Consider the following 25838-nt stretch of genomic DNA (forward strand, 5'->3'; position numbering starts at 1 on the left):
GGCTTCCTCCTTGATTTAATGATGGAAAATTACAATACTTCTGGTGCCAATGACACAATACGCATGTAATCGTTGTCACGTAATTCACGTGCAACAGGGCCGAAGATACGAGTTCCAACAGGACTCTTATCATCTTTAACGATAACAGCAGCGTTCTCATCAAACTTGATGTATGAACCATCTGCACGGTGTGTTGATGAAACAGTACGAACGATAACCGCCTTTACGACGTCACCCTTCTTAACAGTTCCACCAGGAATAGCTTGCTTTACTGTTGCAACGATCATGTCACCGATTCCGGCGAACTTACGCCCTGAACCACCCAAAACCTTAATAGTTAAGATTTCACGTGCTCCTGAGTTATCAGCAACTTTCAAACGACTTTCTTGTTGAATCACGATTTTGTCCTCCTTCCGTTATTGGTAAAATTCGAGATTAAAACGATTAGATAATAACGGCCTTCTCGACGATTTCTACCAAACGGAAGCGCTTTGTTGCAGAAGTTGGACGCGTCTCCATGATGCGTACGACATCTCCTGCTTTAGCTTCGTTGTTCTCATCGTGAGCCTTAAACTTCTTCGTGTACTTAACACGCTTACCATAAACTGGGTGGTTTTTGTAAGTTTCGATGGCAACAGTAATTGTTTTTTCCATCTTATCTGAAACCACGCGGCCTGTGTAAACCTTACGTGCGTTACGAGCTTCAGTCATCTCGGTCTCCTCTCTTCTACTACTTGTTCAATTCTTGTTGACGAATCACAGTCTTAATACGAGCAATTTGCTTACGTACTTCTGACAAACGAGCCGTGTTTTCAAGTTGACCAGTAGCTAGTTGGAAACGTAAGTTAAACAACTCTTCCTTGTAGCTCTTTTCCTTAGCCACCAATTCAGCTGTGCTGAGGCCCTTGATTTCGTTTTGTAAATCTTTGGTCTTCATTATTCACCCTCCACTTGGCGAGTTAAGATTTTAGTCTTAACTGGCAACTTGTTAGCTGCAAGGCGTAGGGCTTCACGGGCAACTTCTTCAGGAACACCGGCAACTTCGAACAAAACCTTGCCGCGCTTGACTGGGGCAACCCAACCTACAGGCGCACCCTTACCGTTACCCATACGAACTCCGACACCCTTAGAAGTGTATGACAAGTGTGGGAAAATCTTGATCCACACCTTACCACCACGCTTCATGTGACGCGTCATAGCGATACGAGCAGCTTCAATTTGGCGGTTTGAAATCCAGTGTGATGTCACAGCTTGCAATCCGTATTCACCGAATGCAACTGTTTTACCACCCTTAGCTTCACCGCGCATGTGACCACGATGTGGCTTGCGGTACTTAACACGCTTTGGAACTAGCATGATTACTTCGCCTCCTTGCTCTTAGACTTCTTCTCTGGCAAGATATCACCACGGTAAATCCAAGTTTTAATACCTAGTTGACCGTATGTGGTAGTTGCCTCATCCCAAGAGTAATCAATGTCTGCACGCAATGTGTGCAATGGCACTGTTCCCTCAGTGTATTGCTCAATACGAGCAATGTCTGCACCGTTTAGACGTCCAGCAACTTGTGTCTTGATACCCTTGGCACCAGCACGCATTGCACGTTGGATTGCACCACGCATTGCACGACGGAAGGCCACACGGCGCTCCAAGTCTTGTGCAATTTGTGACCCAACCAAGTGAGCGTCCAAATCAGGCTTTTTAATCTCAATGATGTTAATGTGTACGCGTTCACCCTTTGCCACTAATTGTGTCAACTTGCTACGCAATGCATCAACTTCAGATCCACCCTTACCAATAACCATTCCAGGCTTAGCAGTGTGGATTGAGACGTTAACACGGTTAGCAGTACGCTCAATTTCAATACGTGAAACTGATGCATCAGCTAACTTAGTCTCGATATACTTACGCAATTTCATGTCTTCTAACAATAACGTTGCATAGTCCTTCTTGTTTGCGTACCATTTTGCATCCCAGTCGCGGATGATTCCGACACGGAAACCAGTTGGGTTAATCTTTTGACCCATGACTCAATCCTCCTTACTTTTCTTTTACCACAATTGAAATGTGGCTTGTGCGCTTATTGATTGGTGAAGCTGAGCCCTTGGCACGGGGACGGAAACGCTTAAGCGTTGGTCCTTCGTTAGCAAAGGCTTCTGCAACTACCAAATCTTCGCGATCTAGTGAGAAGTTGTTCTCAGCGTTAGCAACAGCTGAGTTCAACACCTTATAAACATCTTCTGATGAGTGGTTAGGCCAAAATTGCAAAATTGCAAATGCTTCTGCCACTCGCTTTCCACGAATTTGGTCAAGCACAAGGCGGACCTTACGTGGTGCGACACGAACGATTTTCGCTGTGGCGCGTGCTGACGTGATTTGTTCAGCCATTGTATTGTCCTCCTAATTACTTACGCTTTGTTTTCTTATCATCCGCTGCGTGTCCATGGAATGTACGCGTAGGGACAAATTCACCAAGCTTGTGACCGACCATGTCTTCTTGTACCAACACTGGCACATGCTTACGACCATCGTAAACGGCAAATGTCAATCCGATGAAGCTTGGGAAAATCGTTGAACGACGTGACCATGTCTTGATAACGACTTGTTTTTCAGAAGCATTAGCTGCTTCAACTTTCTTCAACAAGTGAGCGTCAGCAAATGGCCCCTTCTTCAGGCTGCGACCCATAATGAAGTCTCCTCTCGTATGCTTTGATTCTTATCTAATAGGATGATTAGACTACTTGCTCTTACGACCACGAACGATAAACTTGCTTGAGCGAGCATTAACGTCACGAGTCTTCTTACCAGCAGTCTTCTTACCCCATGGTGACATTGGAGATGGACGTCCAACAGGCGCCTTACCTTCTCCTCCTCCATGAGGGTGATCGTTAGGATTCATAACAGATCCACGAACGTGTGGACGTTGACCCTTCCAACGACGACGACCAGCCTTACCCCAGTTGATCAATGAGTGTTGTTCGTTTCCGACAACCCCAACTGTCGCACGGTTAACGGCAAGAATCATACGTACTTCACCTGATTGAAGGCGAACCAAAACGTACTTTCCTTCCTTACCCAACAATTGTGCAGATGCACCAGCTGAACGAGCAAGTTGTCCACCCTTACCAGGCTTCAATTCAATATTATGAATTTGTGTTCCGTCAGGAATGTTAGCCAATGGCAAAGCGTTTCCGACCTTGATGTCGGCTTCAGGACCAGATTGAACAGTCATACCGACTTCCAATCCCTTAGGCGCCAAGATGTATGCCTTAGTACCATCAGTATATTGTAACAAGGCAATGTTAGCTGTACGGTTTGGATCGTATTCGATCGCAACAACCTTAGCAGTAACTTCATCCTTAGTACGCTTGAAGTCGATGATACGGTATTGACGCTTGTGTCCGCCACCACGGTGACGAACTGTCATGTGCCCGTATGAATTACGAGCACCAGTGTTTGACTTTGATTCCAACAAGCTCTTCTCGGGCGTAGTCTTTGTGATCTCAGCAAAATCTGAGCTCGTCATGTTACGACGTCCGTTAGAGGTTGGCTTGTATTTCTTGATAGCCACGCTGCTTTCCTCCTATGATTAGTTTTCGTTGAACAATTGAATGTCCGAAGAAGCAGCAGACAACTTAACAGTTGCCTTCTTACGCTTCTTAGTGTAACCAGCGAAACGTCCTTGACGCTTCAACTTTCCACGTACATTTGCAGTATTGATTTTTTCAACTTTTACGTCAAAAATTTCTTCAATAGCGCGCTTGATTTGTGGCTTAGTAGCACGAACATCGACTTCAAACGTGTAGCGTTTTTCATCCAAAACACTCATCGTTTGTTCAGTGATGATCGGGCGCAAAATGATATCGCGTGCGTCCATTATGCCAAAACCTCCTCAACTTGTGACAATGCTGATTGAACAACAACCAACTTATCGTTGTTGATAACATCAAGTACGTTAACACCCTTAGCAGTCATTACTGTAACATTTTCAATGTTACGTGCTGCTAATGCGGCGTTAGTATTGTTGTCATCTAAGACAACCAACGTCTTTTCGTTAACGTTCAAATTGTTCAATACAGCCTTGAAGTCTTTCGTCTTTGGTGCGTCAAATGCCAATGCATCAACAATTACCAAAGCAGAATCCAAAACTTTTTGTGACAACACTGACTTCAATGCCAAACGGTATACCTTCTTAGGTAACTTGTAGGCATATGAACGAGGCGTAGGTCCGAAGACGATTCCTCCACCACGCCATTGTGGGCTACGAATAGACCCTTGACGGGCACGACCAGTTCCCTTTTGACGCCAAGGCTTACGCCCACCACCACGAACTGCAGAGCGGTTCTTGACAGCGTGTGTTCCTTGACGTAGTGATGCGCGTTGCATCAAAACAGCGTCAGTGATGACATTATTATTAGGCTCAATCCCAAAAATTGCGTCGTTTAACTCAACTTCTCCGGCATTTGAACCATCTTGCTTAAATAAAGCAACCTTAGTCATGTTTAAATCCTCCCTTCGTCCTTATTACTTAGCTTTAACTGAGTTCTTAACAGTAACAAGTGACTTGTTTGCTCCAGGGACGTTACCCTTGACCAAGATTACGTTGTTTTCAACGTCTACGCGTACAACTTGTAAGTTTTGAACCGTGCGCTTGTGGTTACCCATGCGTCCTGGCAACTTCTTACCCTTGAAGACGCGATTGATAACGGCTCCCAATGAACCTGGACGACGGTGATAACGAGAACCGTGCGCCATAGGGCCACGAGATTGGCCATCTTTTTTAATGTTACCTTGGTAACCATGACCCTTTGTGATTCCAGTAACGTCGACAGCTTCACCAGCAGCGAAAATATCAACCTTTACTTCATCCCCGACATTGTATTCTCCCTCAGCGTCGCGAATTTCACGAATGTAGCGCTTAGGGGTCGTATTTGCTTTTGCAACGTGACCTTGCTCAGGCTTGTTTGACAAAACAGTACGCTTATCTGAGAAACCTAATTGAATAGCGTTGTAACCATCGTTTTCAAGTGACTTAACTTGTAAAACAACGTTTGGCGTTGATTCAATCACAGTAACTGGGATAAGTTCACCTTCGTCAGTGAACACCTGAGTCATGCCGACTTTGCGGCCTAAGATACCCTTAGTAGTCATGACTATCTCCTTTGATTAGTAAATCTATTTTTGATTAGTTGAAATGCATAATCAGGCATTTAACACGTCAAATCGTAATGTGAATTACAATTTAATTTCGATGTTGACACCACTTGGTAATTCAAGCTTTGACAACGCATCAACTGTTTGCGCAGTTGGGTTAACAATGTCGATCAAACGCTTGTGTGTGCGCATTTCGAATTGTTCACGTGAATCCTTATGCTTGTGGGGTGAACGTAACACAGTGTACAAAGTACGCTCTGTTGGCAATGGGATTGGTCCTGAAATCTCAGCACCAGTCCGCTTTGCCGTTTCAACAATTTTCTCTGCAGATGCGTCGATAATTGTGTGTTCGTATGCCTTCAAGCGGATACGGATCTTCTTGTTTGCCATGAATGACTCCTTCCTTCGTCCATATTGGAATATGAGACTAACTCCGTGAGAAAACCAACACACCACTGTGGAATCCATGGCAGTGGTTCCCGTGGCAATGCTGCCGGGTGTGTCGCAACCTCTCACATCATCGCTCGTTGCCGTACTTCCTTACTTCAGCGCATAATTCGCCCGTCAGTAAATAACGTACTTGAATATAATACCGCATCACGCAAGGCATTGCAAGCTTTTTGTTTGATTAATTGATAACATCCTGATAACAATTTTTCTTCCTATAAAAGACCTAAAACATTATTTTTAACAATTTCAAACAGTTTAACAATAAAATATGACACACAAAATTTCGACTGTTGCCCATCCAATAAAAAAAGACGACCTCTTATTTTGGATCATCTCTTTTAATTTATCATTTACATTGGGGTAATAAAGGCCATATCTGGTGAAAGATAATCAAATTCCAACCCTGGTTTAGCGTTTAAATCGTAGCCCGCCCGTTTGCCATGCCGATAAGCAATATCGCCCGCAGCACCAATCATGGCTGCATTGTCTCCCGCCAGTGCCAACGGTACCTTGATGAATTTCACGTCTGGAAATTGTACCTGCAATTGATCAATACCATCTCGCAATCCCCGATTAGCAGCGACACCACCTGCTACAATAAACGTTTTAACAGAATATGTTGTCAAAGCCGTCTGCGTCTTAGTTAACAACATTTCAAGCACTGCATTTTGAAAACTTGTGGCAAGATTTTGCAAATTAATTGTCTCGCCACGTTGCTCCGCATTATGCTTCAGATTAATCACAGCACTTTTTAGGCCAGAAAAACTGAAATCTAATTTTCCATCATGCATCAATGCTCGAGGAAGATGATATTCATCAACCCCTTGATGTGCCATTTGATCGATCGTCTTACCTGCTGGATAGTCTAATCCCATCGTGCGCCCAACTTTATCATACGATTCACCAGCTGCATCATCTCTTGTGTCACCAACAACAACATATTCATATTCACTTTGCATCAACACAAACTCGGTATGCCCGCCTGAGACCATCAGCGCTAAAGCTGGATACTCAATTGGCGCAACAAACTGTGCTGCCGCAATATGACCAGCCATATGAACTACCGGTACCAGTGGTAATTGATGTGCCCACGCAATTGTTTTAGCAGCTGTCACGCCGATTAATAATGCGCCTACCAATCCTGGCCCATATGTCACAGCAACAGCTGTGATATCGTCATACGACAGCCCTGCATCAGATAAGGCGGCATCAATTAAAAGCGTAATTTGTTCGATATGATGACGACTAGCCACCTCTGGTACGATTCCCCCAAAACGCTGATGACTTTTAATTTGCGTCGCTATTTCTAAGCTAATAATTTCAGTGCCATTTTTAACCAGCGCAACACTCGTTTCATCGGCACTTGATTCAAACGCTAAAATAATTCGATCGTGCATATTTCCATCCCTCTCATGATAATTTCAAATCCATTAAATAGGCGTCTTCCTTGGGATCGCGGTAATAATCTTCACGAATATTATAAATTTCAAATCCAAGCCTTTCATATAAGCGTAACGCCCTTTGGTTTGAACTGCGGACTTCTAATAAGATCCGTGTGCCCTTGGGAAAACGGGAAAAATACATTTTAAGTAGTTTTTCACCAATACGTTGTCCCTGATGACCCGGTAAAATTGCGACGTTACTGATTGATAATTCATCCAAGACCAGATTTCCGCCAACAAAACCAACCAATTCACCCGCAATTTCGACCATTAAATATTCTGCATTATGGTTGCGTAAATCATTCAAAAACAATTGCTTTGACCACGGCGACCCACGATATGCTGCCTTGGAAATTTGAAAGATTTCATCAGCGTTTGGAACACTACGCCATATCAATTCCGTCATAAGCGCCCCTTCCCTAACGTTGAACGCATTTCAACTGCATCTTCGCCATCATCATAATAATGGTGTTTGGTACGTACTTTACGGAATCCAAGCCGCGAATACAGCTTTTGCGCAGCTTGATTCGTCATCCGAACTTCTAAAGAGACCGTTTCAAATTGAATTTGTGCCGCAACCGACATGATGTATGACAACATGAATTTACCGAGCCCACGCTTTTGCCATTGGCGATTAACCGCAAGATTTGTAATATGCACTTCTCTTAAACTGGGACGAAACGCCGTACCAATATATGCGACCGTCGTATGGGTCGCTTTAATCTGAACAATCAAATACAACCGTTCATGTTGGCGGTTGATTTCATTCCAAAACAGTTCAATCGGCCATGGCTCTTGCCCAAAATATGCATCCCGTTCAACTGCTAGCATCGCTTCAGCATGCGCTAATTGAGCTGGCATTAAATCATACTCAATCCCATCAATCACAACGCTCTGGTGAAATTCGCGCAACTCAGTTGGCAACGGATGTCGATACCATCGCCACCAGTTATTTAACTTTTTCAACATAATTCTGCCGTCCTACATTCGGATGTGCCGCTTGCCACTCAGCCTCCGCTTGGGTTACCCGAAGATATTGTGGATTAAATTGATGAATTGCCTCATTTGTACGTAAAACTGACTCATCAGCGATTAACGTCAACATATGCCTCGCATGTGGCACATTATCTTTTGAAAATTCAGCTTGTGGTACCTGAGCCTTAATGACCGCTTCATACTTTTCCCAATCGCCAACATAAATGACCCGTTCTTGCGAATTAACAGCCATTGGCAAATCATAGATTGACGTGTGTTGGTCAGCCACGACATTGACCAATTTACCATCACGCCAGCGATACTGTCCGGCATAAACATTATCATTACGTGCGTCCATTAATGGGATCACTATGGTATCATTTGCAATCACATTACCAGCTAAGAGTGCAAGGCCCGAAAGTCCAATCAATTCTAAATGTAACGAAAAGGCCAAGGTCTTAGCCGTTGTCACCGCAATTCTTAACCCAGTATACGAACCAGGCCCTTGACTCGTTATCACACGATTCAAATCACTTGGTTGCCAGCCTGCTGATTTAACCAATTCATCTATCGATAATAATAGCTGTTCTGAATGATTTTTGGCCAAATTTGTTTCAATTTCACCAACTAGACGGTCTGCATCAAACAAAGCTACCGACATGGGTTGATTTGATGTATCAAACGCAATTGTTTTCACAATACTAACCCCTTATTTATCTCTTGTATAATTAAAAAATGTTTCTTCTCTATTTTACACGCTCAATCAAAAAAAAGCGCCAAACTTCGACGCAATTTTTCGCTTGATTTAATTTCTACTTGGTTCCACCTGCATCACCATTAACACCTTCTTCAACACCCGGATTAAACCAACTTGCACGTGCATTAGTTGCTTGAACTTTCAAATTAAAGTAACCAACCAATTTTTGAGGGCCTTTTGCCATGTGTATTGTTTAACCAATTTAGCATGTGTAATAATCCGATAATTTGTGTTTGGAAATAGACAACTCACAATCGTTAATTGTGGCTGGTCTGTTTGATTCAAAACTGCCACATTAGTTGGTAAGGTCGTCGTTTGCTTTGTAATGCGATATTCGTAAATGCCATCACCATTTGCTAAGTAAACTGGCTTATTCTTCAACCAACGGTTCGTCCCGGTCTGCCCGTTGACTAAATATGAGGCGTTGACGTTTAACTTTTCCTGCAAAGCACTAAAACCCGTCCGACCATCATTAAAGTTGTGCGCCGCTAACCCATAATTGCCGCGCCCCATCATTGGCGTTTGTTCACCCTTTGGGTCCTCAGCCGAACGATTTGCAAAATCAGCACCTAAATTAAGTCCAGCCACAGAGTACGCATCGTCATAAATCGGCAGTAAAATCGACACACTAGGAATGGCAACAAAACCTTTTTTCTCATACTTATCATTTTTATTTTGATCCCGCATCACCATCTTTGCAACCAATTTACGATCCACCGGTTTGGCAGCTCGTTTTTTTATTGTCCGACTTTGTTGCTGTACTTGAAACTTTGCAAAGTAGTCTTTAATGCCAAATAAATTACTATGGTATGCAAAAATACCCAAACTTAAAATCAGTAATAAAACAGATGTAATAAACAAGAAATCGCCATGGGCCCTACCGCGTGCCTTCCGAATGCGGCTAATAATAAACGCCAACACAACTGCAATGGCAAACAAAATCCCTGCCTGCCAAAAAGTATGCAGTATCTCTTGTTGTGTATTTGGAATAATTTGATTCATCAATGGCCTCCATGAAAATTTCACTTACTTTACTATACCAAAAACACACGCTATGGGGTATCTTTTTGAGCACCCTTGAATAAACCACACGATACATTTATCAGCAATTAAAAAACACAGACTACGCAGAATCTGTGTTTTTATAATTAAATTTCTTGTTGGAAATCCTCTGGTTGATATAACTTAACAAACTTAGTTAAGACATAATCGACAACAAATCCAACCACGATTGGCACCACAAAGAACACCAAAATTGAAACTACAGGGCTCACATAATGCGTGATAAATGCCTTGTCCGCAGCGTCTTTAGCAACAGATTGAATTGGCGTTACCATTCCAATCCATCCAAATCCAGCAGATGTAGGTGTTCCTTGAACATTCATCAAGGCAACTGGAATACCAGAAACAGCGGCTGTAATTAAGAATGGTATCATCGTCACCGGCTTAGCAAAGACAGAAGGCATCATGCCTTTCATCGCTCCCAAGAAAATAGCAACTGAAGTTCCAACTTTATTAACCTTAATTGAATTAATCAATAAGACAACTGTTGTCGCAATAACACCAACACCCGCAGCACCTGAGCCTAGACCAGCCAATGAAATTGCTAAGGCAATTCCAACCGTTGAAACTGGCGTGATAATAATAATCGAGAATGCCATGGCAATCAAAACAGCCATTGGCACTGGTTGTAGCTTTGTAAAGGTTTCAACCGCTTGACCAATCCAAGTTGTAACGTCACCAACATATGGTGCAATGGCTTTACCAAGCAATCCAACGCCACCACCGACAACGATTGGGCTAAGAATAATCGCAACCGAACCGAAACCTTTCAAGTACTTTGCAATCAGCCAAATAACTAAAACACCGATTGCTGAAACAATCATTGCGTTGATCACATCGCCCGCACCAGCGGCAATATAAACAGTTGAAGGTGCAACAGTTTTAACACCTGTCACTGGGTTTACAAAACCAGCAGCGGCAGTGGCCCACTTAATTGAGCCCGAAGCCGCAGCAACGGCAATTCCCATAACACCAACGTCTAAGGGCTTCATCTTAAATTGCAAAGCAATTGCGACACCAATTAACATTGGAATCATTGATTGGAACAAAACCAAAATCGCATTCAAATCAGTGGCCCAATTTGCAACACCAGGCGTGATAAATAACTTTAGCAAATACTTCAAAACTGCGGAAGGCAAAACACCAATCAAAATTCCTTGGGCTGAACCGCTCAATACCTTAAAGAAGAAGTCTTTGAACTTCAACTCATAACTACCATCAAAATAATTCATCATACCATCTACTTTCCATTAAAAAAGCACTGCAATCACCTGACAACTCAAATCTTATCTCGATTGTGCCATTTAATTACAGCCCTTTGATGTCTCTATTCTTTAATTAATATTCAACTGCAATGCTTGGCACTTCACCATTAATGAAAGCCAAATCAGCAGACAACGATTGTGATACCATTTCTTCAACGGCTTTTGTCGTATAGAAAGCTGTGTGAGGTGTAACCAACACATTTTCGCGAGAAATCAAATCAGCAATCTTATCATCTGGGAATGTCTTTCCAGACCAGTCAATGTTAAACAACCCAACTTCTTCTTCATAGACATCCATTGAAAAGTCAGCAATTTTACCAGAGTCCAAACCAGCAATAACGGCATCGATATCCATCAAGTTTCCGCGTGAAACATTGACGATGACCACACCATCTTTCATCTTTGCAATTGAATCTGCATTAATCAAATGGTGGTTTGCTGGAACACCTGGTACGTACAATGAAATTACGTCAGCTTGCGCAAACAATTCATCTAACGTATCCACATAAAGACCAGCGGCTTCAATTTCAGCATTCTTATAAAGGTCATATGCAATAACCTTCGCCCCAAAGCCTTGTGCAATCTTCATAGCAACACGTCCAATGTGTCCAGTTCCAATAATTCCGATAGTTTGCATACGCATCTCACGTCCAATTGTAGGTGCCCAACGCAAATCATGCTTAGCAATCTTAGCATCCAATTCTTTTGTCCGACGCAACAACCGGCTCATTTGAATCATCGAATGCTCAGCAATCGCATTTGGTGAATAAACTGGCACGTTTGAGATTTGGAAACCAAACTCACGTGCTGCATCAAAGTCAATGTTGTCAGTTCCAACATTGCGCAATGACATCTTTGTGATACCAGCTTCATGCAATGCAGCCAACGTTTCGCGTGTGTAGTCTAATTGTTGATAAACATTCACAGCATCAAAACCAGCAGCTAATTTCGCTGTTTCGGGTGTCAATAGTTGATCAGTAAATTCAACCGTTACACCTGGGTTAGCCTCACGCCAAGCATTTAAAGCTGGTTGCTCATCGTCACGAATACCATATGCAAAAATTTTTGCCATAATTTTTAACTATCCCCTTTATTATTCAAATGAAATTGCAATAGAAATCGTGTAATTTTTCACAATTACACCATCTATTCAAGTACTAATTATAAAACAAACATCTACTAATGTAAACTTTTTTCATATTTATCGAGTAATACGGTATATAATTTTCTTAAAGCAAACAGTACGTTTCACCGCATTGGTCGCTCTAACTACAAACAGTTTATCTGTCTGCCCGCCAAATCACAACAAAATTGGGTCTTTAATAATTGATTGCTTGTTCAGGTGTATTGCCTGTGATAAATGCCAATCCAGCATCTAACGATTGTTCAACCATCTCTTCTGTTGCGGTCCACGTATAAAATGCCGTATGTGGTGATACAATCACATTGTCACGGGTAATGAGGTCAGCAACACGCGTATCAGGGAAATCCTTTCCCTCCCAATCAACGTTAAATAATCCGCCTTCATCTTCATACGTATCCATGCCAAATCCATCAATTTTGCCTGCATCTAACCCGGCAATGATCGCATCCGTATCGACTAAATTACCACGACCAGCATTAACAATGACAACTTGATCCTTCATCTTTGCAATTGCCTTGGCATCAATCATATGATGATTTTCTGGTAGTCCTGGAACGTGCAATGAAATACCATCAGCTTGCGCATATAACTCATCAAGACTGTCAACATACAATCCTTGCGCTTCAATTTCTGCGTTACGATATTTATCATAGGCAATGACTTTGGCACCAAAACCTTGCGCAATTTGAATGGCCACCCGACCAATATTTCCAGTACCGATAATACCAATCGTTTGCTTGCGAACTTCCCGCCCAATCGTTGGTGCCCACTTCAAATTATGCCGATATACCTTAAGGTCCATTTGTTTAAAGTGGCGGAATAATCGTGCCATTTGGATCATCGCATGTTCAGCAATCGCATTTGGTGAATAGCGCGGTACATTAGAAACATTAAATTGATACTTTTTTAGCACATCAAAGTCTAAATCATCCGTTCCGACATTACGCAATGTCAACGTATGAATCCCCATCTGATCCAATTGACCAAGTGTTGATTCACCAACTGGAATCCCGGCTTGTAAGATATTAACAACGTCATAACCTTGTGCTAAAGTGGCATTCTCTGGTGTCAATAAAACGTCCGTCGTATCGACTTGAACCTCAGGGTGTTGGCTTGCCCAACGCTGCATTGCCGATTGTTCATCTTCACGAACACCATATGCTAAAATCTTAGACATTTTAAAACTCCTTTCATTACAAACAACATGTCTCTTCTATTCATTCTAACAGATTATTCATCAATTACATTATGAAAATGTAAGCGTTTTAATTCTAACGCAACCTGCCATCCCATCGTAACAACCTTATGACAAATTATATTATCCTATAAAAATATGACTAAATTTCTCACTCACAATCGCATAGTCAATAAAAAAAGATTAGCCCTTTTTATCTGCTAATCTTTTTAAATTCATACATCATTTTATAAGCTATTTTCAGCAACAATTAGGTCGGCACCAAAATATGGTCGTAAGACTTCAGGTACTGTCACTGTCCCATCAGCGTTTTGATAGTTTTCCAAAATTGCAGCAACTGTCCGCCCCACAGCTAATCCAGAACCATTTAAAGTATGCACAAATTGTAAATCGCCATCGGCATCCCGATAACGGATTTTTGCTCGTCGTGCCTGGAAAGCTTCCGTATTCGAGACTGAAGAGATCTCACGATAAACATTTTGTTCCGGCATCCAGACTTCTAAGTCATGCGTTTCTGCTGCAGAAAAGCCCATGTCTCCCGTTGAAAGCGTCAAAACATGATATGGCAGATTGAGTGTTTGCAAAATATGTTCAGCGTTTTGGGTCATTTTTTCTAACTCAGCGTATGATTGCTCAGGCTTTGCAAATTTAACCATCTCAACTTTATTAAACTGATGCATACGAATCAAGCCACGGGTATCGCGACCAGCTGAACCAGCTTCCTGTCGAAATGATGGTGAAACAGCTGTAATCGAAATTGGTAACTTATCGGCATCAATCACTTCTTCGCGATAATAATTAGTCAAAGGCACCTCAGCCGTTGGGATCAACGTCATATCGTCATTAGTTCCCACGCGATAAGCATCTTCCATAAATTTTGGATACTGACCAGTACCATACATTGCTTCATCTTTCACCATATATGGTGTAATCATCTCGGTATAACCCTCTTTTTGATGTTCATCAAGCATATAGTTATATACCGCGCGCTCTAGACGTGCACCTTGGCCAACATAATAAACAAAACGCGCACCAGCGACTTTTGCCCCACGTTCCCAATCCAAGATACCTAAAGCTTCGCCAATTTCATAATGTGCTTTAGGTTCAAAATCAAATTGACGAATATCGCCCCAAACCCGTTCTTCACGATTAGCTGACTCATCAGCGCCAACCGGAATCGTTGGATTTGGCAAATTAGGGAAGTGCAATGCTCGATTCAATAAATCGGCATCAATCAGCGCTAATTGATCATCTAAGCCTTTAATTTGCGTTGACACTTGTTGCATTTCAGCAATCACATCGGTTGCATCTTCTTTGGCCCGCTTTTTTTGTCCAATTTGATCTGAAACCGCATTTCGTTGTGCTTTTAGTTCTTCAACTTGCACCAAAATTGTGCGTCGTTGCTCATCAGCCGCTAAATACGCATCAATATCCTCAGCCGCTACACCACGCCCAGCTAAACGAACTTTCGCTTCATCGGCATGATGCCGTAAATATTTAATATCTAACATATTCTATACCCTATCCTTTGATTCCAAGTTCTTTAATTTTGTCATCAATTATCGCAAAAATTTCATTCAAGTGCTCATCGTTATTGACAAAATCATATTTATCGCCCTCAATCATTAATTTAGGCGAAGCTGAATAATTATCAAACCAAGCATGATAACGACTTGTTAGTTCTTTATAATAGTCATACAACGATGGGTCATTTTCAATTTGTTCATACGCCCGTCCACGCTTTTTAATGCGTCCCAACATCGTTTCAAACGATACATTCACATAAATCAACAAGTCCGGTGTTTTCACAACAGCATCATCAGAAAAATCAACTTGTTCCATCATGTTTTGCAACAATTCACCGTAAATTTGAACTTCCGTCTGCGTTGCACGTTCCAAATCTGCATTTAATTGAAATAGTAATAAATCTTCAAAAATTGAACGATCAATGACATTTAGCGCTGAACCTTGTGCGTCTTTAATATTATCTAACCGCTTATTTAAGAAGTAATTTTGCAATAAAAAGCCATATTTCTGCGGATTCTCATAAAACAATGGCAAAATGGGATTATCATCTACAGATTCATAAAAGGCCTCTGATCCAAGATGGTTTGCTAAAAGTGTTGCCAGACTAGTCTTTCCAGCCCCAATTGTTCCTGATAATACAATCATAAATCTATTCACCTTCTGTTATTTTCTATCTTTAATCTTACCAAAACTCGCAACATTTTGCGATACAAGATGCAAGTATCATTAGCTGTCCTGGTGAGAATAAAAAAAGCTTCGCTGAACTGCGAAGTTTTTTATTAATTATTGATGATGAATAAATTGAACGCCCGCTGTTGGTACCACTCGTGTACTATACAAATCTTTTCCCGCATTTCCTTCTGAAATTAGCATTGTCCCATCATCATTAATCTTTTCAACGATTGCAACGTGCCCATACACCTTATCTGCGCCATGACTACCAGGTGCAAATACAGCAATGCTTCCAACTGCTGCTTGTCCATCAACTAGTAAGCCGGCGCGACGCGCACTGTCAGCCCAATCGGCTGCATTTCCCCAATAGCTTCCCGCCCAATCAAACATCGCTTTAACATACCAAGTACATTGTCCATACGGATAACTATTTTGTTGATTCTTTAAGTCAGCCGTTCTTTGTTTCAAATCTACCTTTTCAGTTGGCAACGTTGCCTCTTTCAGATCTTGATTCTGTTCATTCAAAGGAGCTTGTGTTTGATCAAGTTGAATTTCATTCCCAACGTATATTAATGCGCCCCCATAGTCCAGTTGATTCAACGTTACCAATTCATCAACTGTTTTTCCATATGTCATTGCAATATCATATACGGTATCACCAGCAACGACTTTATGGCTATCTGCTTGAGCCTGCCCACTCATCATACCAAAAGCTGCTATACACCCAAATGTCCCTAATAATGATGCCTTTAGTGTTAAATTCATGTTTGCCTCCAAAATTATTTTTGCGTACTTATAATATATTACTTACTTATTGTCATAACATGGTAAAAATGTGATTTTTTAGCGAACATGTTCTTGCTCAATACAAATAAAGACCCAATGATTTTAAAAATGCCACAAAAAAAGTTATCCAAAACAATTTGGATAACTTTTTTATTATTTAACTGATGCGGCATGAATTCGTGTGACAGCACGCTTTAACGCTAACTGGGCACGACTAATTTCATGTTCGTCTGCAGCTGATTGTGCTTCTTGCAAAGCACGTTCAGCGCGTTCACGTGCTGATTCAGCACGCTCAATATCAATATCAGTTGATTTTTCTGATGAATCGGCAACAATTGTCAACGTATTGTTTGAAAATTCTGCAAATCCACCATTAACAGCCAGTCGTTCACTTTGTCCGTTTGCTTCATCAACAACCTTAACTTCACTAATAAATAACGAAGCGACAAGTGGTACGTGGTTCGCCATAATCCCGACTTCTCCGCCAGTTGTGTGTAACACAACTAACGTGGCCGTTTCATATTCGAAGACCACGCCATCTGGTGTCACAATCGATACCGTAAAGCTGTGTTCATCCATGGCTATACCTCGCTATTAAGCCAAAGTCTTGGCTTTTTCGACAGCCATTTCAATGACCCCAACATTACGGAAAGCTTCTTCAGGTAAGCTATCATGCTTACCTTCCAAAATTTCCTTGAAACTACGAACCGTTTCAGCAACAGGTACGTATTGCCCTTGCAAGCCAGTAAATGTCTCAGCAACTGAGAAAGGTTGTGACAAGAAGAATTGAATCCGACGTGCACGATTAACCGTGGTCTTCTCTTCATCTGACAACTCATCCATTCCCAAGATTGAGATAATGTCTTGCAATTCGCGATAACGTTGTAGTGTCCGTTGCACTTCGGTTGCAACTTCATAGTGTTCCTTACCCACAATTTCAGGTGTTAATGCAGTTGACGTTGATGCCAATGGATCAACGGCTGGATAAATCCCCTGTTGTGTCAATGAACGCTCTAAGTTAGTCGTTGCATCCAAGTGTGCGAATGTTGTTGCTGGCGCTGGATCAGTATAGTCATCGGCAGGCACGTAAACGGCTTGAATCGATGTAACTGATCCCTTTTGGGTTGACGTAATACGCTCTTGCAATTGTCCCATTTCTGTCGCCAATGTTGGTTGGTACCCAACGGCTGAAGGGATACGACCAAGCAAGGCAGATACTTCAGAACCGGCTTGTGTAAATCGGAAAATGTTGTCGATAAACAACAACACGTCTTGTCCGTTCACATCACGGAAATGTTCCGCAATTGTCAATCCGGTCAAAGCAACACGCATACGTGCGCCAGGTGGTTCATTCATTTGTCCATAGACCATGGCAGTTTGTTTCAAAACGCCAGAATCCATCATTTCATGGTACATGTCATTACCTTCTCGGGTACGTTCCCCGACACCAGTAAAGACAGAAATACCATTGTGTCCTTGTGCGATGTTGTGAATCAATTCTTGAATCAACACAGTCTTACCAACACCGGCACCACCAAACAATCCAATCTTTCCACCGCGAACATAAGGTGCGAGTAAATCAATCACCTTAATTCCAGTTTCAAGTACTTCTGTTGATGTTGCCAATTGATCATAGGCTGGTGCATCACGATGAATTGGGTCACGTTCAATATCGTCTCCCAATGCTTCACCGCCATCAATCACTTGTCCTAACACGTTAAAGACACGACCCAACGTTACTTCGCCAACAGGTACTGAAATAGGGTTTTCAGTATCCTCTACAGCCATACCACGTTGCAAGCCGTCCGTTGAGTCCATGGCAATCGTACGAACAACGCCATCTCCCAAAGCCAATGAAACTTCAACCGTCAATGAACCTAACTCACCTTTGTCGATGATTAGCGCATTATTGATATCAGGAATTTGGCTATCTAGTGGGAATTGAACGTCGACGACTGGCCCAATGACTTGTACAACTCGTCCGGTACTCATTGTCGTTATCCTTCCTTATCTAAGCAAATTATGTGGTTGATCGGTACTTGATTAATCAAGTGCTGCCATACCACCAGTAATTTCAGTAATTTCCGTCGTAATCGCACTCTGACGCGCACGATTAAATTGTAAGTTTAATTTATCAATCACTTCTTTAGCATTATCTGTCGCTGCTGACATTGCTGTTGATGAAGCTGCGTGTTCAGCGGTTTTTGCATCAAGAATCGCACCATAAACTAAGCTTTGTGCATATTGTGGTAAGATAACTTGCAAAATTTCTTCCGCAGAAGGTTCAACATCATATTCAGCGGTATAGCTTGTTCCTGCATTAGGATCAATCATATCGTCAGTTTCAACCGGTAACATCTTTTCAGCGCGGAATTCATTTGAAATCCGTGACAAAAAGTGATTGTAAACAACTGTCAATTCATCAAATACTGCATTGTCATACATTTCCGTTACCGTTTCGACAATTCCACGTACTTCATTGAAAGTAGGAACATCCGAAACACCACGATACTCATAGACAATTTGATATCCTTGTTTTTTAAAGAAATCAGCCCCATTACCACCAATTGCCATAATCACCACATTTTCAGGGGTCAATTGACGTTCGGCAATAATAGCCATTAATTCCTTTAGAATTGACGAGTTATACCCGCCAACCAAACCACGATCAGAGGTAATGACTAAGAAACCAACTTTCTTAATGTCACGCTCCTCTAACAACGTATCTGCTGTATTAGCCAAATGTGCCTTAGCGATATGGGCAACCATATCGTGCAAGCGATCTGCATAAAAGTGGTATGACCCACCTTGACGTTGAATTTGACTCAATTTAGCCGTTGAAACCATTTGCATGGCCGACGTGATTTGACGCGTCTTTTTCGTTGAGGCAATGCGGCGTTGTATATCTTGTAAAGAAGCTGCCATTTCGCCCCTCCTCTACTTATTCAGCAGGCTGATTGCTTGGTGCAAAGGTTGCCTTAAATTCTTCAATTGCCGCATTCAATGCGTCAGTATCTGGCAATTCCTTTGTGTCAACAATCGCTTGCAACAAATCATTATGTGATGATCGTACAGCTTGAATCAATTCAGTTTCAAAACGTTGAATATCATCAACCGCAACATCGTCAACATAACCATGTGCCAAAGCATACAAAGACAGAACTTGTTCTTCAACTGGCAATGGTTGATGCAATGGTTGCTTCAATAGTTCAACCGTCCGACGACCACGTGCCAACTTAGATTGCGTTGCTGCATCCAGGTCTGATCCGAATTGTGCGAAGGCCTCCAATTCACGATATGATGCCAAATCCAAACGCAACGTTCCAGCAACTTTCTTCATTGCCTTAATTTGCGCGTCACCACCAACACGTGAAACTGAAGTTCCAGCGTCAATCGCTGGTCGAACGCCTGAATAGAATTGATCAGCGTCCAAGAAAATCTGACCATCAGTAATTGAGATAACGTTTGTTGGAATATATGCCGAAACATCTCCCGCTTGTGTCTCAATAATTGGCAAAGCTGTCATAGACCCACCACCAAGGTCGTCACTCAACTTAGCTGCACGTTCAAGCAAACGTGAGTGCAAGTAGAAGACGTCACCAGGGTAGGCCTCACGTCCAGGCAGACGACGTAGAATAAGTGACAGCTCACGATATGCTGTTGCTTGCTTTGACAAATCATCATAGATAATCAAAACATGCTTACCGTTATACATGAACTCTTCACCCATCGCAGCGCCAGCATATGGTGCTAAGAACAACAATGGTGCTGGTTCAGATGGTCCAGCAGAGACAACGATTGTATAATCCAATGCACCCAATGCACGCAAAGTTTCAACTTGTGTACGAACAGTTGAATCCTTTTGTCCAATAGCAACATAAATAACAATCATATCTTGATCTTTTTGATTCAAGATTGTATCGATAGCAACAGATGACTTTCCTGTCTTGCGGTCACCGATAATTAATTCACGTTGTCCACGTCCAATAGGGACAAGGGCATCAACAGCCTTCAAACCAGTTTGCAATGGTTCGAAAACTGACTTACGTTGCATAACACCAGGGGCCTTCACTTCAACAGGACGTGTTTTAGTTGTCTTAATTGGTCCAAGGCCATCAATTGGCTGTCCCAACGCATTGACAACACGCCCAATCATTTCCTCACCAACAGGCACTTCCATGATGCGACCGGTACGCTTTACCAAATCACCTTCACGAATTTCATCATACTTACCTAAAATAACGATACCAACATCAGTTGATTCTAGGTTTTGTGCCATCCCATAAACGCCATTTGCGAATTCAACCAATTCACCAGCCATTGCATTTTCAAGACCTGTCACACGGGCAACACCGTCACCAACGTATGAAACAGTTCCTGTTTCTTGGACCGTTAATTCTGAATCGTAATTAGCTAATTGGGCTTTGATGAGTGAACTGATTTCTTCAGCTTTAATGCTCATTTCAGCAGTTCCTCTTTCTTACTTAGTGCAAATTGCACTGATTTTTTGTAGTTGGTTACTAATGGACGATACTTTGTCGAATAGCAGCTAATTTAGTTGCTAATGATCCGTCCACAATTTGGTTGTTGGCTTGCACCACGACACCACCGATTAAAGCGGCATCAACGGTCTGCTGCAACGCCACAGAATTAGCGTTAAAACGCTTTGCAATGACCTGTTCCAAGCGTGTCACTTGTTCATCAGACAATGCAACTGCAGTTTTTACATCTGCGTTCATGTGCCCAATTGATTGATTAACCAACGCTTCATAAGCATCAATGATTTTAATCATGAGATCAAATCGTCGGTAATCATAAAGCATATGAATTAAGTTCTTTACCAATTGTGTCGCATCACGCGTAAGAACACGCAATAATTCTTTTTTTGACGTTTCAGCAATATTATCGGCAGCAATTGCCTTTGCCAAATCTGGATTTTCTAGTGCTACCTGCTTGAGTTGCTTAAGCTCCTCTAACGTTTCTGTATCACTATTTTGGTCATGAGTTAATTCGAACAAAGCAGTCGCATATCGTTGTGCAATAATCGCGATATCTACAGCCATTACTTTGCCTCTAACTCTCCGATGTAAGCATCAATCAATGCTTTTTGATCATCTAATTTCAGTTCTTTTTGGATAATCTTTTGCGCAATTGATACTGACAATTCAGCAACATCATTTTTAACGCTTGCCATTGCTTCAACGCGCTCTTGATCGATTTCAGCGTTTGCCTTCACCTTCAATGAGTCTGCATTTTGCTTTGCCTCAGCGATGATATCCTCACCACGTTGGTCGGCAGTTTCTTTAGCATTATTGATGATTGTCGTTGCTTGTGCTTGCGTTGCTTGAAGTTCTGCAGTGCGCTTTTCAGCAAGTTGTTCTGCCTCGCTTTTTGCTTGTTCAGCAGAATCCAAGTCGTTTGCAATTTTGTCAGCACGATCTTGCATAATCTTAACGACTGGCTTCCATGCAAATTTACCAATGAAGAATAGTAAAACAACAAATGAAAGCAAGACGAAGACCAAATTACCCAAAGCCAACTGCTCACTGGCACCGGCCAGTAAAATTCCATTTAACATGTTGTTGGCTCCTCTCTATTTTTGCCGCTAAAAAATTACTTTCCAAGCAACATCAATGAGATAACGAAGGCCAAGATTGGAACGGCTTCAATCAAAGCAACACCGATGAACATATTTGTACGCAACTTACCTTCAAGTTCAGGTTGGCGTGCTGTTCCTTCGATCATTGCAGCGATAACACGTCCGTTACCAATACCAGTACCAATAGCGGCACCAGCTGCAGCGATACCTGCACCAATAGTAGCAATGTGACCAGTCATGATATAAATTCCTCCGAATTAAAATAAAACAAATAATAGATTATTCAGCAACTGCTTTTTCAGAAACATAAATTGACATCAAAGTGACAAAAATAAATGCCTGAATCGCACCGATGAATAACGAGAACGCTTGCCAAATCATTGACAAGATAAATGCAGGAACTACAGTGAGTCCCAAGTGAGATGGATTACCGAAGTTAACAATTAACATCAATAACATTTCACCAGCCATGATATTACCATATAAACGCAAGCCTAAAGTTAGGAAACTTGTAAACTGCTCAAAAATATTAATTGGTAATAGCGCAGGCAATGGACTCATAAATGCCGTCTTAAAGTATCCTTTAAAGCCGAGCTTTGTAACCCCAACAAAGTGTGATAGCGCCACGACCATCAAGGCCAATGCCATCGCGACTAGCGGATTAGCAGTCGCTGATTTCAAGTAGGTCACGTCGCCTAATGCTACTTGAACACCCAAGCCCAATTCATTAGAAACAAAAATGAACAAGAACAATGTAAATGCAATCAATTTAATTTCATTTCCAATTGAGCTTGGCAAAGAACTATCAACAATACCATTGGTAAAGTCGATGATCCATTCAAGTACGTTTTGCTTACCAGTTGGTTTTAACGTTAACCGTCGTGATAAGAAAAACACCAAGAAGAAAACAATTAGGGCCGCTACCGTTGTTGAAATAACAACTGTCCAATCGAAAGTCAGACCAAGCAATTGAAATGTGGCAGACTTTTCGTCCAAAAAACTCACCTCTTTCCTTTCGTATTTTTTTGCGGTGAATGCAGGGGAGCAATCCCGTCTTAAATATTTACCCCTCTCATTTTACTCTCTTAAAATCTTTTTTCAACGATAAATCATTGTTAATGTAACTTAATTGTTGAGAGTTTGTTACTTTTTAAGATTTTTGGCTTTTTTTCAATAAACCGCTATTTACAAGTACTTACATTCAGAACGCCAATCCATGCTTGTTAATTAACTTTACAAAAAAAATCATCATTTTTCTCTTACTTTCAAGTTGTTTTTCTCATTATTTTTTTGATTACTGCGGCACATTTTAATCAGTTCAAAAGCGTGATGTTATTATTTTTATTTGCTACGTCATCATCATCTTGCTGTCGTTTTAAATCAATTAGCGGGCAAGACATAGGGCAGCGTAAAATTCTTACTATTTCTTGTTAATCAATAAAAGCCAACTATCATTTACATAGTTGGCTTTTATCAATTAGCAACACTATTCATAAAAATAACATCTATCGTTCTGAACGTGCTTTTTCTGGCAAAATCAAATTTAAAATAATTCCAAGTACGGTCGCAATCGCAACACCTGAAAATTGCACCATGGTATTGCCTGACCCAATTTGAAGGTAGGCATTTCCAATACCGATAACTAAGACCGATGACGCAATCATTAAATTTTTCTTCTTATCAAAATCAATTTGATTTTCCACAATAATTCTCAAACCAGACGCGGCAATTACGCCAAACAAAAGGAATGAAACTCCACCAGTAACTGCCCCTGGAATTGATTGAATCAAAGCTGATAGTTTCCCAACAAATGAAAAGGCAACCGCAAAGATTGCTGCCCCAATCAGAACATAGACCGAATGCACCTTGGTAATCGCCATCACGCCAATATTTTCACCATATGATGTTACTGCTGGGCCACCAACCAAACCAGCAAATAATGATGCTGTCCCATCACCTGCTAATGTTCGTTTTAAGCCTGGATTTTTAAAGAAATCCTTCCCAGTGAGCTGATCCAAGACCATCAAGTGACCTAGATGTTCTGTAATTGTTACTAATGCCAACGGTGCCATTACTATCACAGCCCCCAATGCATCACAGGCTGGTAATTTACAAATGGCAGTTCAAATTTTGGCAACGCTACCCAATGGGCTTGCATCACCGGTTGAAAATCGACTAGGCCAAATAAGACTGCCGTCACATAACCGCCCACAATCCCTAACAAAATCGGAATGAGACCCAAAAAACCACCTAGAACAGTATTAAATAAAATCGTTAGGAATAACGTTAACATGGCAACAATAAAAATTCGTATATCATAGTGCCCAGATGCATTTAAAGTTGCGTTTTGTGCAGCCGATCCGGCCAACGACAAACCAATAACCATTACAATTGGTCCAACGACAATCGGTGGCAATAGCTTATCAATCCAATCAGACCCAATTAATGCGACTAACAATGCCACAATCAAATAGACAATTCCGACTGCAATCACTCCAGTTGCTACGCCTGGATACCCAGTCGTTTTCATCAGGGCTGTCATTGGAATAATGAATGCAAAAGACGACCCCATGTACGCTGGAATTTGTTTTCGCGTAATAAATATGTGTAGTAACGTACCAACACCAGAACTAAATAAAGCAATTCCTGGATTTAACCCAACTAACAAGGGCACTAGAACCGTTGACCCAAACATTGAAAACATATGCTGCAAAGACAAACCAATCCACTGAAAAAATCCTGGCTTGTCATGCACATCTAAAACGGCATCGCGTGTATTCTGCATTTTTTGTATTCCTCCACTGACTACAAAAATTGATTGATATCTTTATTTTTTCACAAGAAAAGCCACCCGAAAGATAGTCTTTTGGGTGGCCATTTAACTACACAAATCATGTGTACATGTGACTTATCAGCCTCACGGGACCGAATTAAAGACATTTATTCTATTAGAAATGATACGCTACATGCTATGATTTTGCAACAAATCATCTACATCAACAATATCCACGTTGCACAACACGCATTAATCAATTAGCGTACCGTGCTTTTAGCATATTACACTTTAACGTACACTTATCCAACAAAAAACGACGCCACTTTTTTCAACTTTCAAGGTAGTCGTCGTTAGATTATTTAATGTGTCCCAAATAAACGATCTCCAGCATCGCCGAGCCCAGGAATAATATAGCCGTGTTCGTCTAAGCCATCATCTAACCCAGCCGTAAAAATATCAACGTCTGGATGTGCAGCTTGAACCGTTTCTACCCCAATGGGTGCCGATACCAATGTAATCAATTTAATCGATTTTGCACCACGCTTCTTCAAGGCATCAATTGCCATCACTGCCGAACCACCTGTTGCTAACATTGGATCAACAACTAAAACCTCACGTTGGTCAATGTCTTCTGGCAATTTCACAAAATATTCTACTGGTTCAAGGGACTTTTCATCCCGATACATCCCAATATGCCCAATGCGAGCCGCTGGAATTAATTTCATAATGCCATCAACCATCCCTAAACCTGCCCGGAGAATTGGAACAATGGCAAGTTTTTTACCAGCAAGCGTTTTTTTAACCGTCTTAGCGACTGGCGTTTCAACCTCAACATCTTCAGTTGGCAAATCACGGGTGACCTCATAAGCCATTAATGAAGCAATTTCATCAACCACCTCACGAAATTCTTTTGTACCAATTTTTTTATCGCGAATAATGGTCAATTTGTGTTGAATCAATGGGTGGTCAAATACTGTTAGGTTACTCATGCTAATTCCCTTCATGTCGTTCAAATTTTTTGTCACAATTGAATAATC

Annotated in this window: 33 protein-coding genes and 1 pseudogene; all 34 read right to left on the reverse strand. The window is 41.5% G+C overall.

Features of this window, described 5'->3' with window-relative positions:
* Positions 1–29: 29 nt before the first annotated feature.
* Positions 30–398, reverse strand: a complete 369-nt coding sequence (rplN, locus tag H9L19_RS02780) for a 50S ribosomal protein L14 (protein ID WP_187529635.1) — start codon at positions 396–398, stop codon at positions 30–32.
* 46 nt (positions 399–444) lie between these two features.
* Positions 445–711: a 30S ribosomal protein S17 gene (gene rpsQ, locus H9L19_RS02785; RefSeq protein WP_057754215.1), complete on the reverse strand. Its 267-nt coding sequence runs from the start codon at positions 709–711 to the stop codon at positions 445–447.
* A 19-nt stretch (positions 712–730) separates the two neighbouring features.
* On the reverse strand, positions 731–937 hold the full coding sequence (gene rpmC, locus H9L19_RS02790; RefSeq protein WP_057754212.1) for a 50S ribosomal protein L29: 207 nt from the start codon (positions 935–937) through the stop codon (positions 731–733).
* Entirely contained in the window at positions 937–1356 is a 420-nt protein-coding gene (gene rplP, locus H9L19_RS02795; protein WP_187529636.1) for a 50S ribosomal protein L16, read from the reverse strand. Before rplP ends, rpmC begins: the two co-directional genes overlap by 1 nt.
* A gap of 2 nt (positions 1357–1358) precedes the next feature.
* On the reverse strand, positions 1359–2024 hold the full coding sequence (gene rpsC, locus H9L19_RS02800) for a 30S ribosomal protein S3 (RefSeq protein WP_187529637.1): 666 nt from the start codon (positions 2022–2024) through the stop codon (positions 1359–1361).
* 13 nt (positions 2025–2037) lie between these two features.
* Positions 2038–2385, reverse strand: a complete 348-nt coding sequence (rplV, locus tag H9L19_RS02805; protein WP_187529638.1) for a 50S ribosomal protein L22 — start codon at positions 2383–2385, stop codon at positions 2038–2040.
* Between the two features lie 16 nt (positions 2386–2401).
* Entirely contained in the window at positions 2402–2683 is a 282-nt protein-coding gene (gene rpsS / locus H9L19_RS02810; RefSeq protein WP_187529639.1) for a 30S ribosomal protein S19, read from the reverse strand.
* A 51-nt stretch (positions 2684–2734) separates the two neighbouring features.
* Entirely contained in the window at positions 2735–3568 is an 834-nt protein-coding gene (gene rplB / locus H9L19_RS02815) for a 50S ribosomal protein L2 (RefSeq protein ID WP_187529640.1), read from the reverse strand.
* A gap of 18 nt (positions 3569–3586) precedes the next feature.
* A complete protein-coding gene (gene rplW / locus H9L19_RS02820) occupies positions 3587–3874 on the reverse strand; it encodes a 50S ribosomal protein L23 (RefSeq protein ID WP_187529641.1) in 288 nt (95 codons plus the stop codon).
* A complete protein-coding gene (gene rplD, locus H9L19_RS02825; RefSeq protein ID WP_187529642.1) occupies positions 3874–4497 on the reverse strand; it encodes a 50S ribosomal protein L4 in 624 nt (207 codons plus the stop codon). Before rplD ends, rplW begins: the two co-directional genes overlap by 1 nt.
* Positions 4498–4521: 24 nt before the next feature.
* Positions 4522–5148 carry a 50S ribosomal protein L3 gene (gene rplC, locus H9L19_RS02830; RefSeq protein ID WP_187529643.1) on the reverse strand — a complete coding sequence of 209 codons (627 nt, stop codon included), beginning with the start codon at positions 5146–5148 and terminating at the stop codon, positions 4522–4524.
* Positions 5149–5232: 84 nt separating this feature from the next.
* Positions 5233–5541 carry a 30S ribosomal protein S10 gene (gene rpsJ / locus H9L19_RS02835; protein ID WP_166009599.1) on the reverse strand — a complete coding sequence of 103 codons (309 nt, stop codon included), beginning with the start codon at positions 5539–5541 and terminating at the stop codon, positions 5233–5235.
* 410 nt (positions 5542–5951) lie between these two features.
* A complete protein-coding gene (gene tsaD, locus H9L19_RS02840) occupies positions 5952–6998 on the reverse strand; it encodes a tRNA (adenosine(37)-N6)-threonylcarbamoyltransferase complex transferase subunit TsaD (protein WP_187529644.1) in 1047 nt (348 codons plus the stop codon).
* Between the two features lie 13 nt (positions 6999–7011).
* A complete protein-coding gene (gene rimI, locus H9L19_RS02845) occupies positions 7012–7449 on the reverse strand; it encodes a ribosomal protein S18-alanine N-acetyltransferase (RefSeq protein ID WP_187529645.1) in 438 nt (145 codons plus the stop codon).
* A complete protein-coding gene (gene rimI, locus H9L19_RS02850; protein ID WP_187529646.1) occupies positions 7446–8012 on the reverse strand; it encodes a ribosomal protein S18-alanine N-acetyltransferase in 567 nt (188 codons plus the stop codon). The genes rimI (H9L19_RS02845) and rimI (H9L19_RS02850) overlap by 4 nt, the downstream gene beginning before the upstream one ends.
* Entirely contained in the window at positions 7993–8715 is a 723-nt protein-coding gene (tsaB, locus tag H9L19_RS02855; protein ID WP_187529647.1) for a tRNA (adenosine(37)-N6)-threonylcarbamoyltransferase complex dimerization subunit type 1 TsaB, read from the reverse strand. The genes rimI (H9L19_RS02850) and tsaB overlap by 20 nt, the downstream gene beginning before the upstream one ends.
* 115 nt (positions 8716–8830) lie before the next feature.
* Entirely contained in the window at positions 8831–8959 is a 129-nt protein-coding gene (locus H9L19_RS08370; protein ID WP_276509303.1) for a hypothetical protein, read from the reverse strand.
* Positions 8917–9777 (reverse strand): sortase family protein, encoded by an 861-nt coding sequence (locus H9L19_RS02860; RefSeq protein ID WP_243198204.1) that lies wholly within the window; start codon positions 9775–9777, stop codon positions 8917–8919. The genes H9L19_RS08370 and H9L19_RS02860 overlap by 43 nt, the downstream gene beginning before the upstream one ends.
* A gap of 146 nt (positions 9778–9923) precedes the next feature.
* Positions 9924–11069: a PTS sugar transporter subunit IIC gene (locus H9L19_RS02865; protein ID WP_187529895.1), complete on the reverse strand. Its 1146-nt coding sequence runs from the start codon at positions 11067–11069 to the stop codon at positions 9924–9926.
* 106 nt (positions 11070–11175) lie between these two features.
* The gene (locus H9L19_RS02870) at positions 11176–12174 is read right to left on the reverse strand and encodes a D-2-hydroxyacid dehydrogenase (protein WP_187529648.1); all 999 of its coding nucleotides are present in this window, start codon (positions 12172–12174) and stop codon (positions 11176–11178) included.
* A 247-nt stretch (positions 12175–12421) separates the two neighbouring features.
* Positions 12422–13423 carry a D-2-hydroxyacid dehydrogenase gene (locus H9L19_RS02875; RefSeq protein WP_187529649.1) on the reverse strand — a complete coding sequence of 334 codons (1002 nt, stop codon included), beginning with the start codon at positions 13421–13423 and terminating at the stop codon, positions 12422–12424.
* A 245-nt stretch (positions 13424–13668) separates the two neighbouring features.
* Positions 13669–14952, reverse strand: a complete 1284-nt coding sequence (gene serS, locus H9L19_RS02880; protein WP_187529650.1) for a serine--tRNA ligase — start codon at positions 14950–14952, stop codon at positions 13669–13671.
* Between the two features lie 10 nt (positions 14953–14962).
* Positions 14963–15613, reverse strand: coding sequence for a deoxynucleoside kinase (locus H9L19_RS02885; protein WP_187529651.1), 651 nt, complete (start codon positions 15611–15613; stop codon positions 14963–14965).
* A 138-nt stretch (positions 15614–15751) separates the two neighbouring features.
* The gene (locus tag H9L19_RS08375) at positions 15752–16405 is read right to left on the reverse strand and encodes a COG3942 and LysM peptidoglycan-binding domain-containing protein (RefSeq protein ID WP_187529652.1); all 654 of its coding nucleotides are present in this window, start codon (positions 16403–16405) and stop codon (positions 15752–15754) included.
* 174 nt (positions 16406–16579) lie between these two features.
* A complete protein-coding gene (locus H9L19_RS02895; RefSeq protein WP_187529896.1) occupies positions 16580–17011 on the reverse strand; it encodes a F0F1 ATP synthase subunit epsilon in 432 nt (143 codons plus the stop codon).
* Positions 17012–17020: 9 nt separating this feature from the next.
* Positions 17021–18418 carry a F0F1 ATP synthase subunit beta gene (gene atpD / locus H9L19_RS02900; RefSeq protein ID WP_187529653.1) on the reverse strand — a complete coding sequence of 466 codons (1398 nt, stop codon included), beginning with the start codon at positions 18416–18418 and terminating at the stop codon, positions 17021–17023.
* Positions 18419–18469: 51 nt separating this feature from the next.
* On the reverse strand, positions 18470–19351 hold the full coding sequence (locus H9L19_RS02905) for a F0F1 ATP synthase subunit gamma (protein WP_187529654.1): 882 nt from the start codon (positions 19349–19351) through the stop codon (positions 18470–18472).
* Between the two features lie 16 nt (positions 19352–19367).
* Positions 19368–20888 (reverse strand): F0F1 ATP synthase subunit alpha, encoded by a 1521-nt coding sequence (gene atpA / locus H9L19_RS02910; RefSeq protein WP_187529655.1) that lies wholly within the window; start codon positions 20886–20888, stop codon positions 19368–19370.
* A gap of 58 nt (positions 20889–20946) precedes the next feature.
* Positions 20947–21489, reverse strand: a complete 543-nt coding sequence (gene atpH / locus H9L19_RS02915) for an ATP synthase F1 subunit delta (protein ID WP_187529656.1) — start codon at positions 21487–21489, stop codon at positions 20947–20949.
* A complete protein-coding gene (atpF, locus tag H9L19_RS02920; RefSeq protein WP_187529657.1) occupies positions 21489–22004 on the reverse strand; it encodes a F0F1 ATP synthase subunit B in 516 nt (171 codons plus the stop codon). Before atpF ends, atpH begins: the two co-directional genes overlap by 1 nt.
* A gap of 35 nt (positions 22005–22039) precedes the next feature.
* Entirely contained in the window at positions 22040–22252 is a 213-nt protein-coding gene (gene atpE / locus H9L19_RS02925; RefSeq protein ID WP_276509307.1) for a F0F1 ATP synthase subunit C, read from the reverse strand.
* 52 nt (positions 22253–22304) lie between these two features.
* Positions 22305–23021, reverse strand: coding sequence for a F0F1 ATP synthase subunit A (gene atpB, locus H9L19_RS02930; protein ID WP_187529659.1), 717 nt, complete (start codon positions 23019–23021; stop codon positions 22305–22307).
* Between the two features lie 509 nt (positions 23022–23530).
* Positions 23531–24810 (reverse strand): annotated as a pseudogene (locus tag H9L19_RS02935) (solute carrier family 23 protein).
* 350 nt (positions 24811–25160) lie between these two features.
* Positions 25161–25790, reverse strand: a complete 630-nt coding sequence (upp, locus tag H9L19_RS02940) for a uracil phosphoribosyltransferase (RefSeq protein ID WP_187529660.1) — start codon at positions 25788–25790, stop codon at positions 25161–25163.
* Positions 25791–25838: the final 48 nt, after the last annotated feature.

Source organism: Weissella diestrammenae (assembly GCF_014397255.1).
GTDB classification, from domain to species: Bacteria; Bacillota; Bacilli; order Lactobacillales; family Lactobacillaceae; genus Weissella; species Weissella diestrammenae.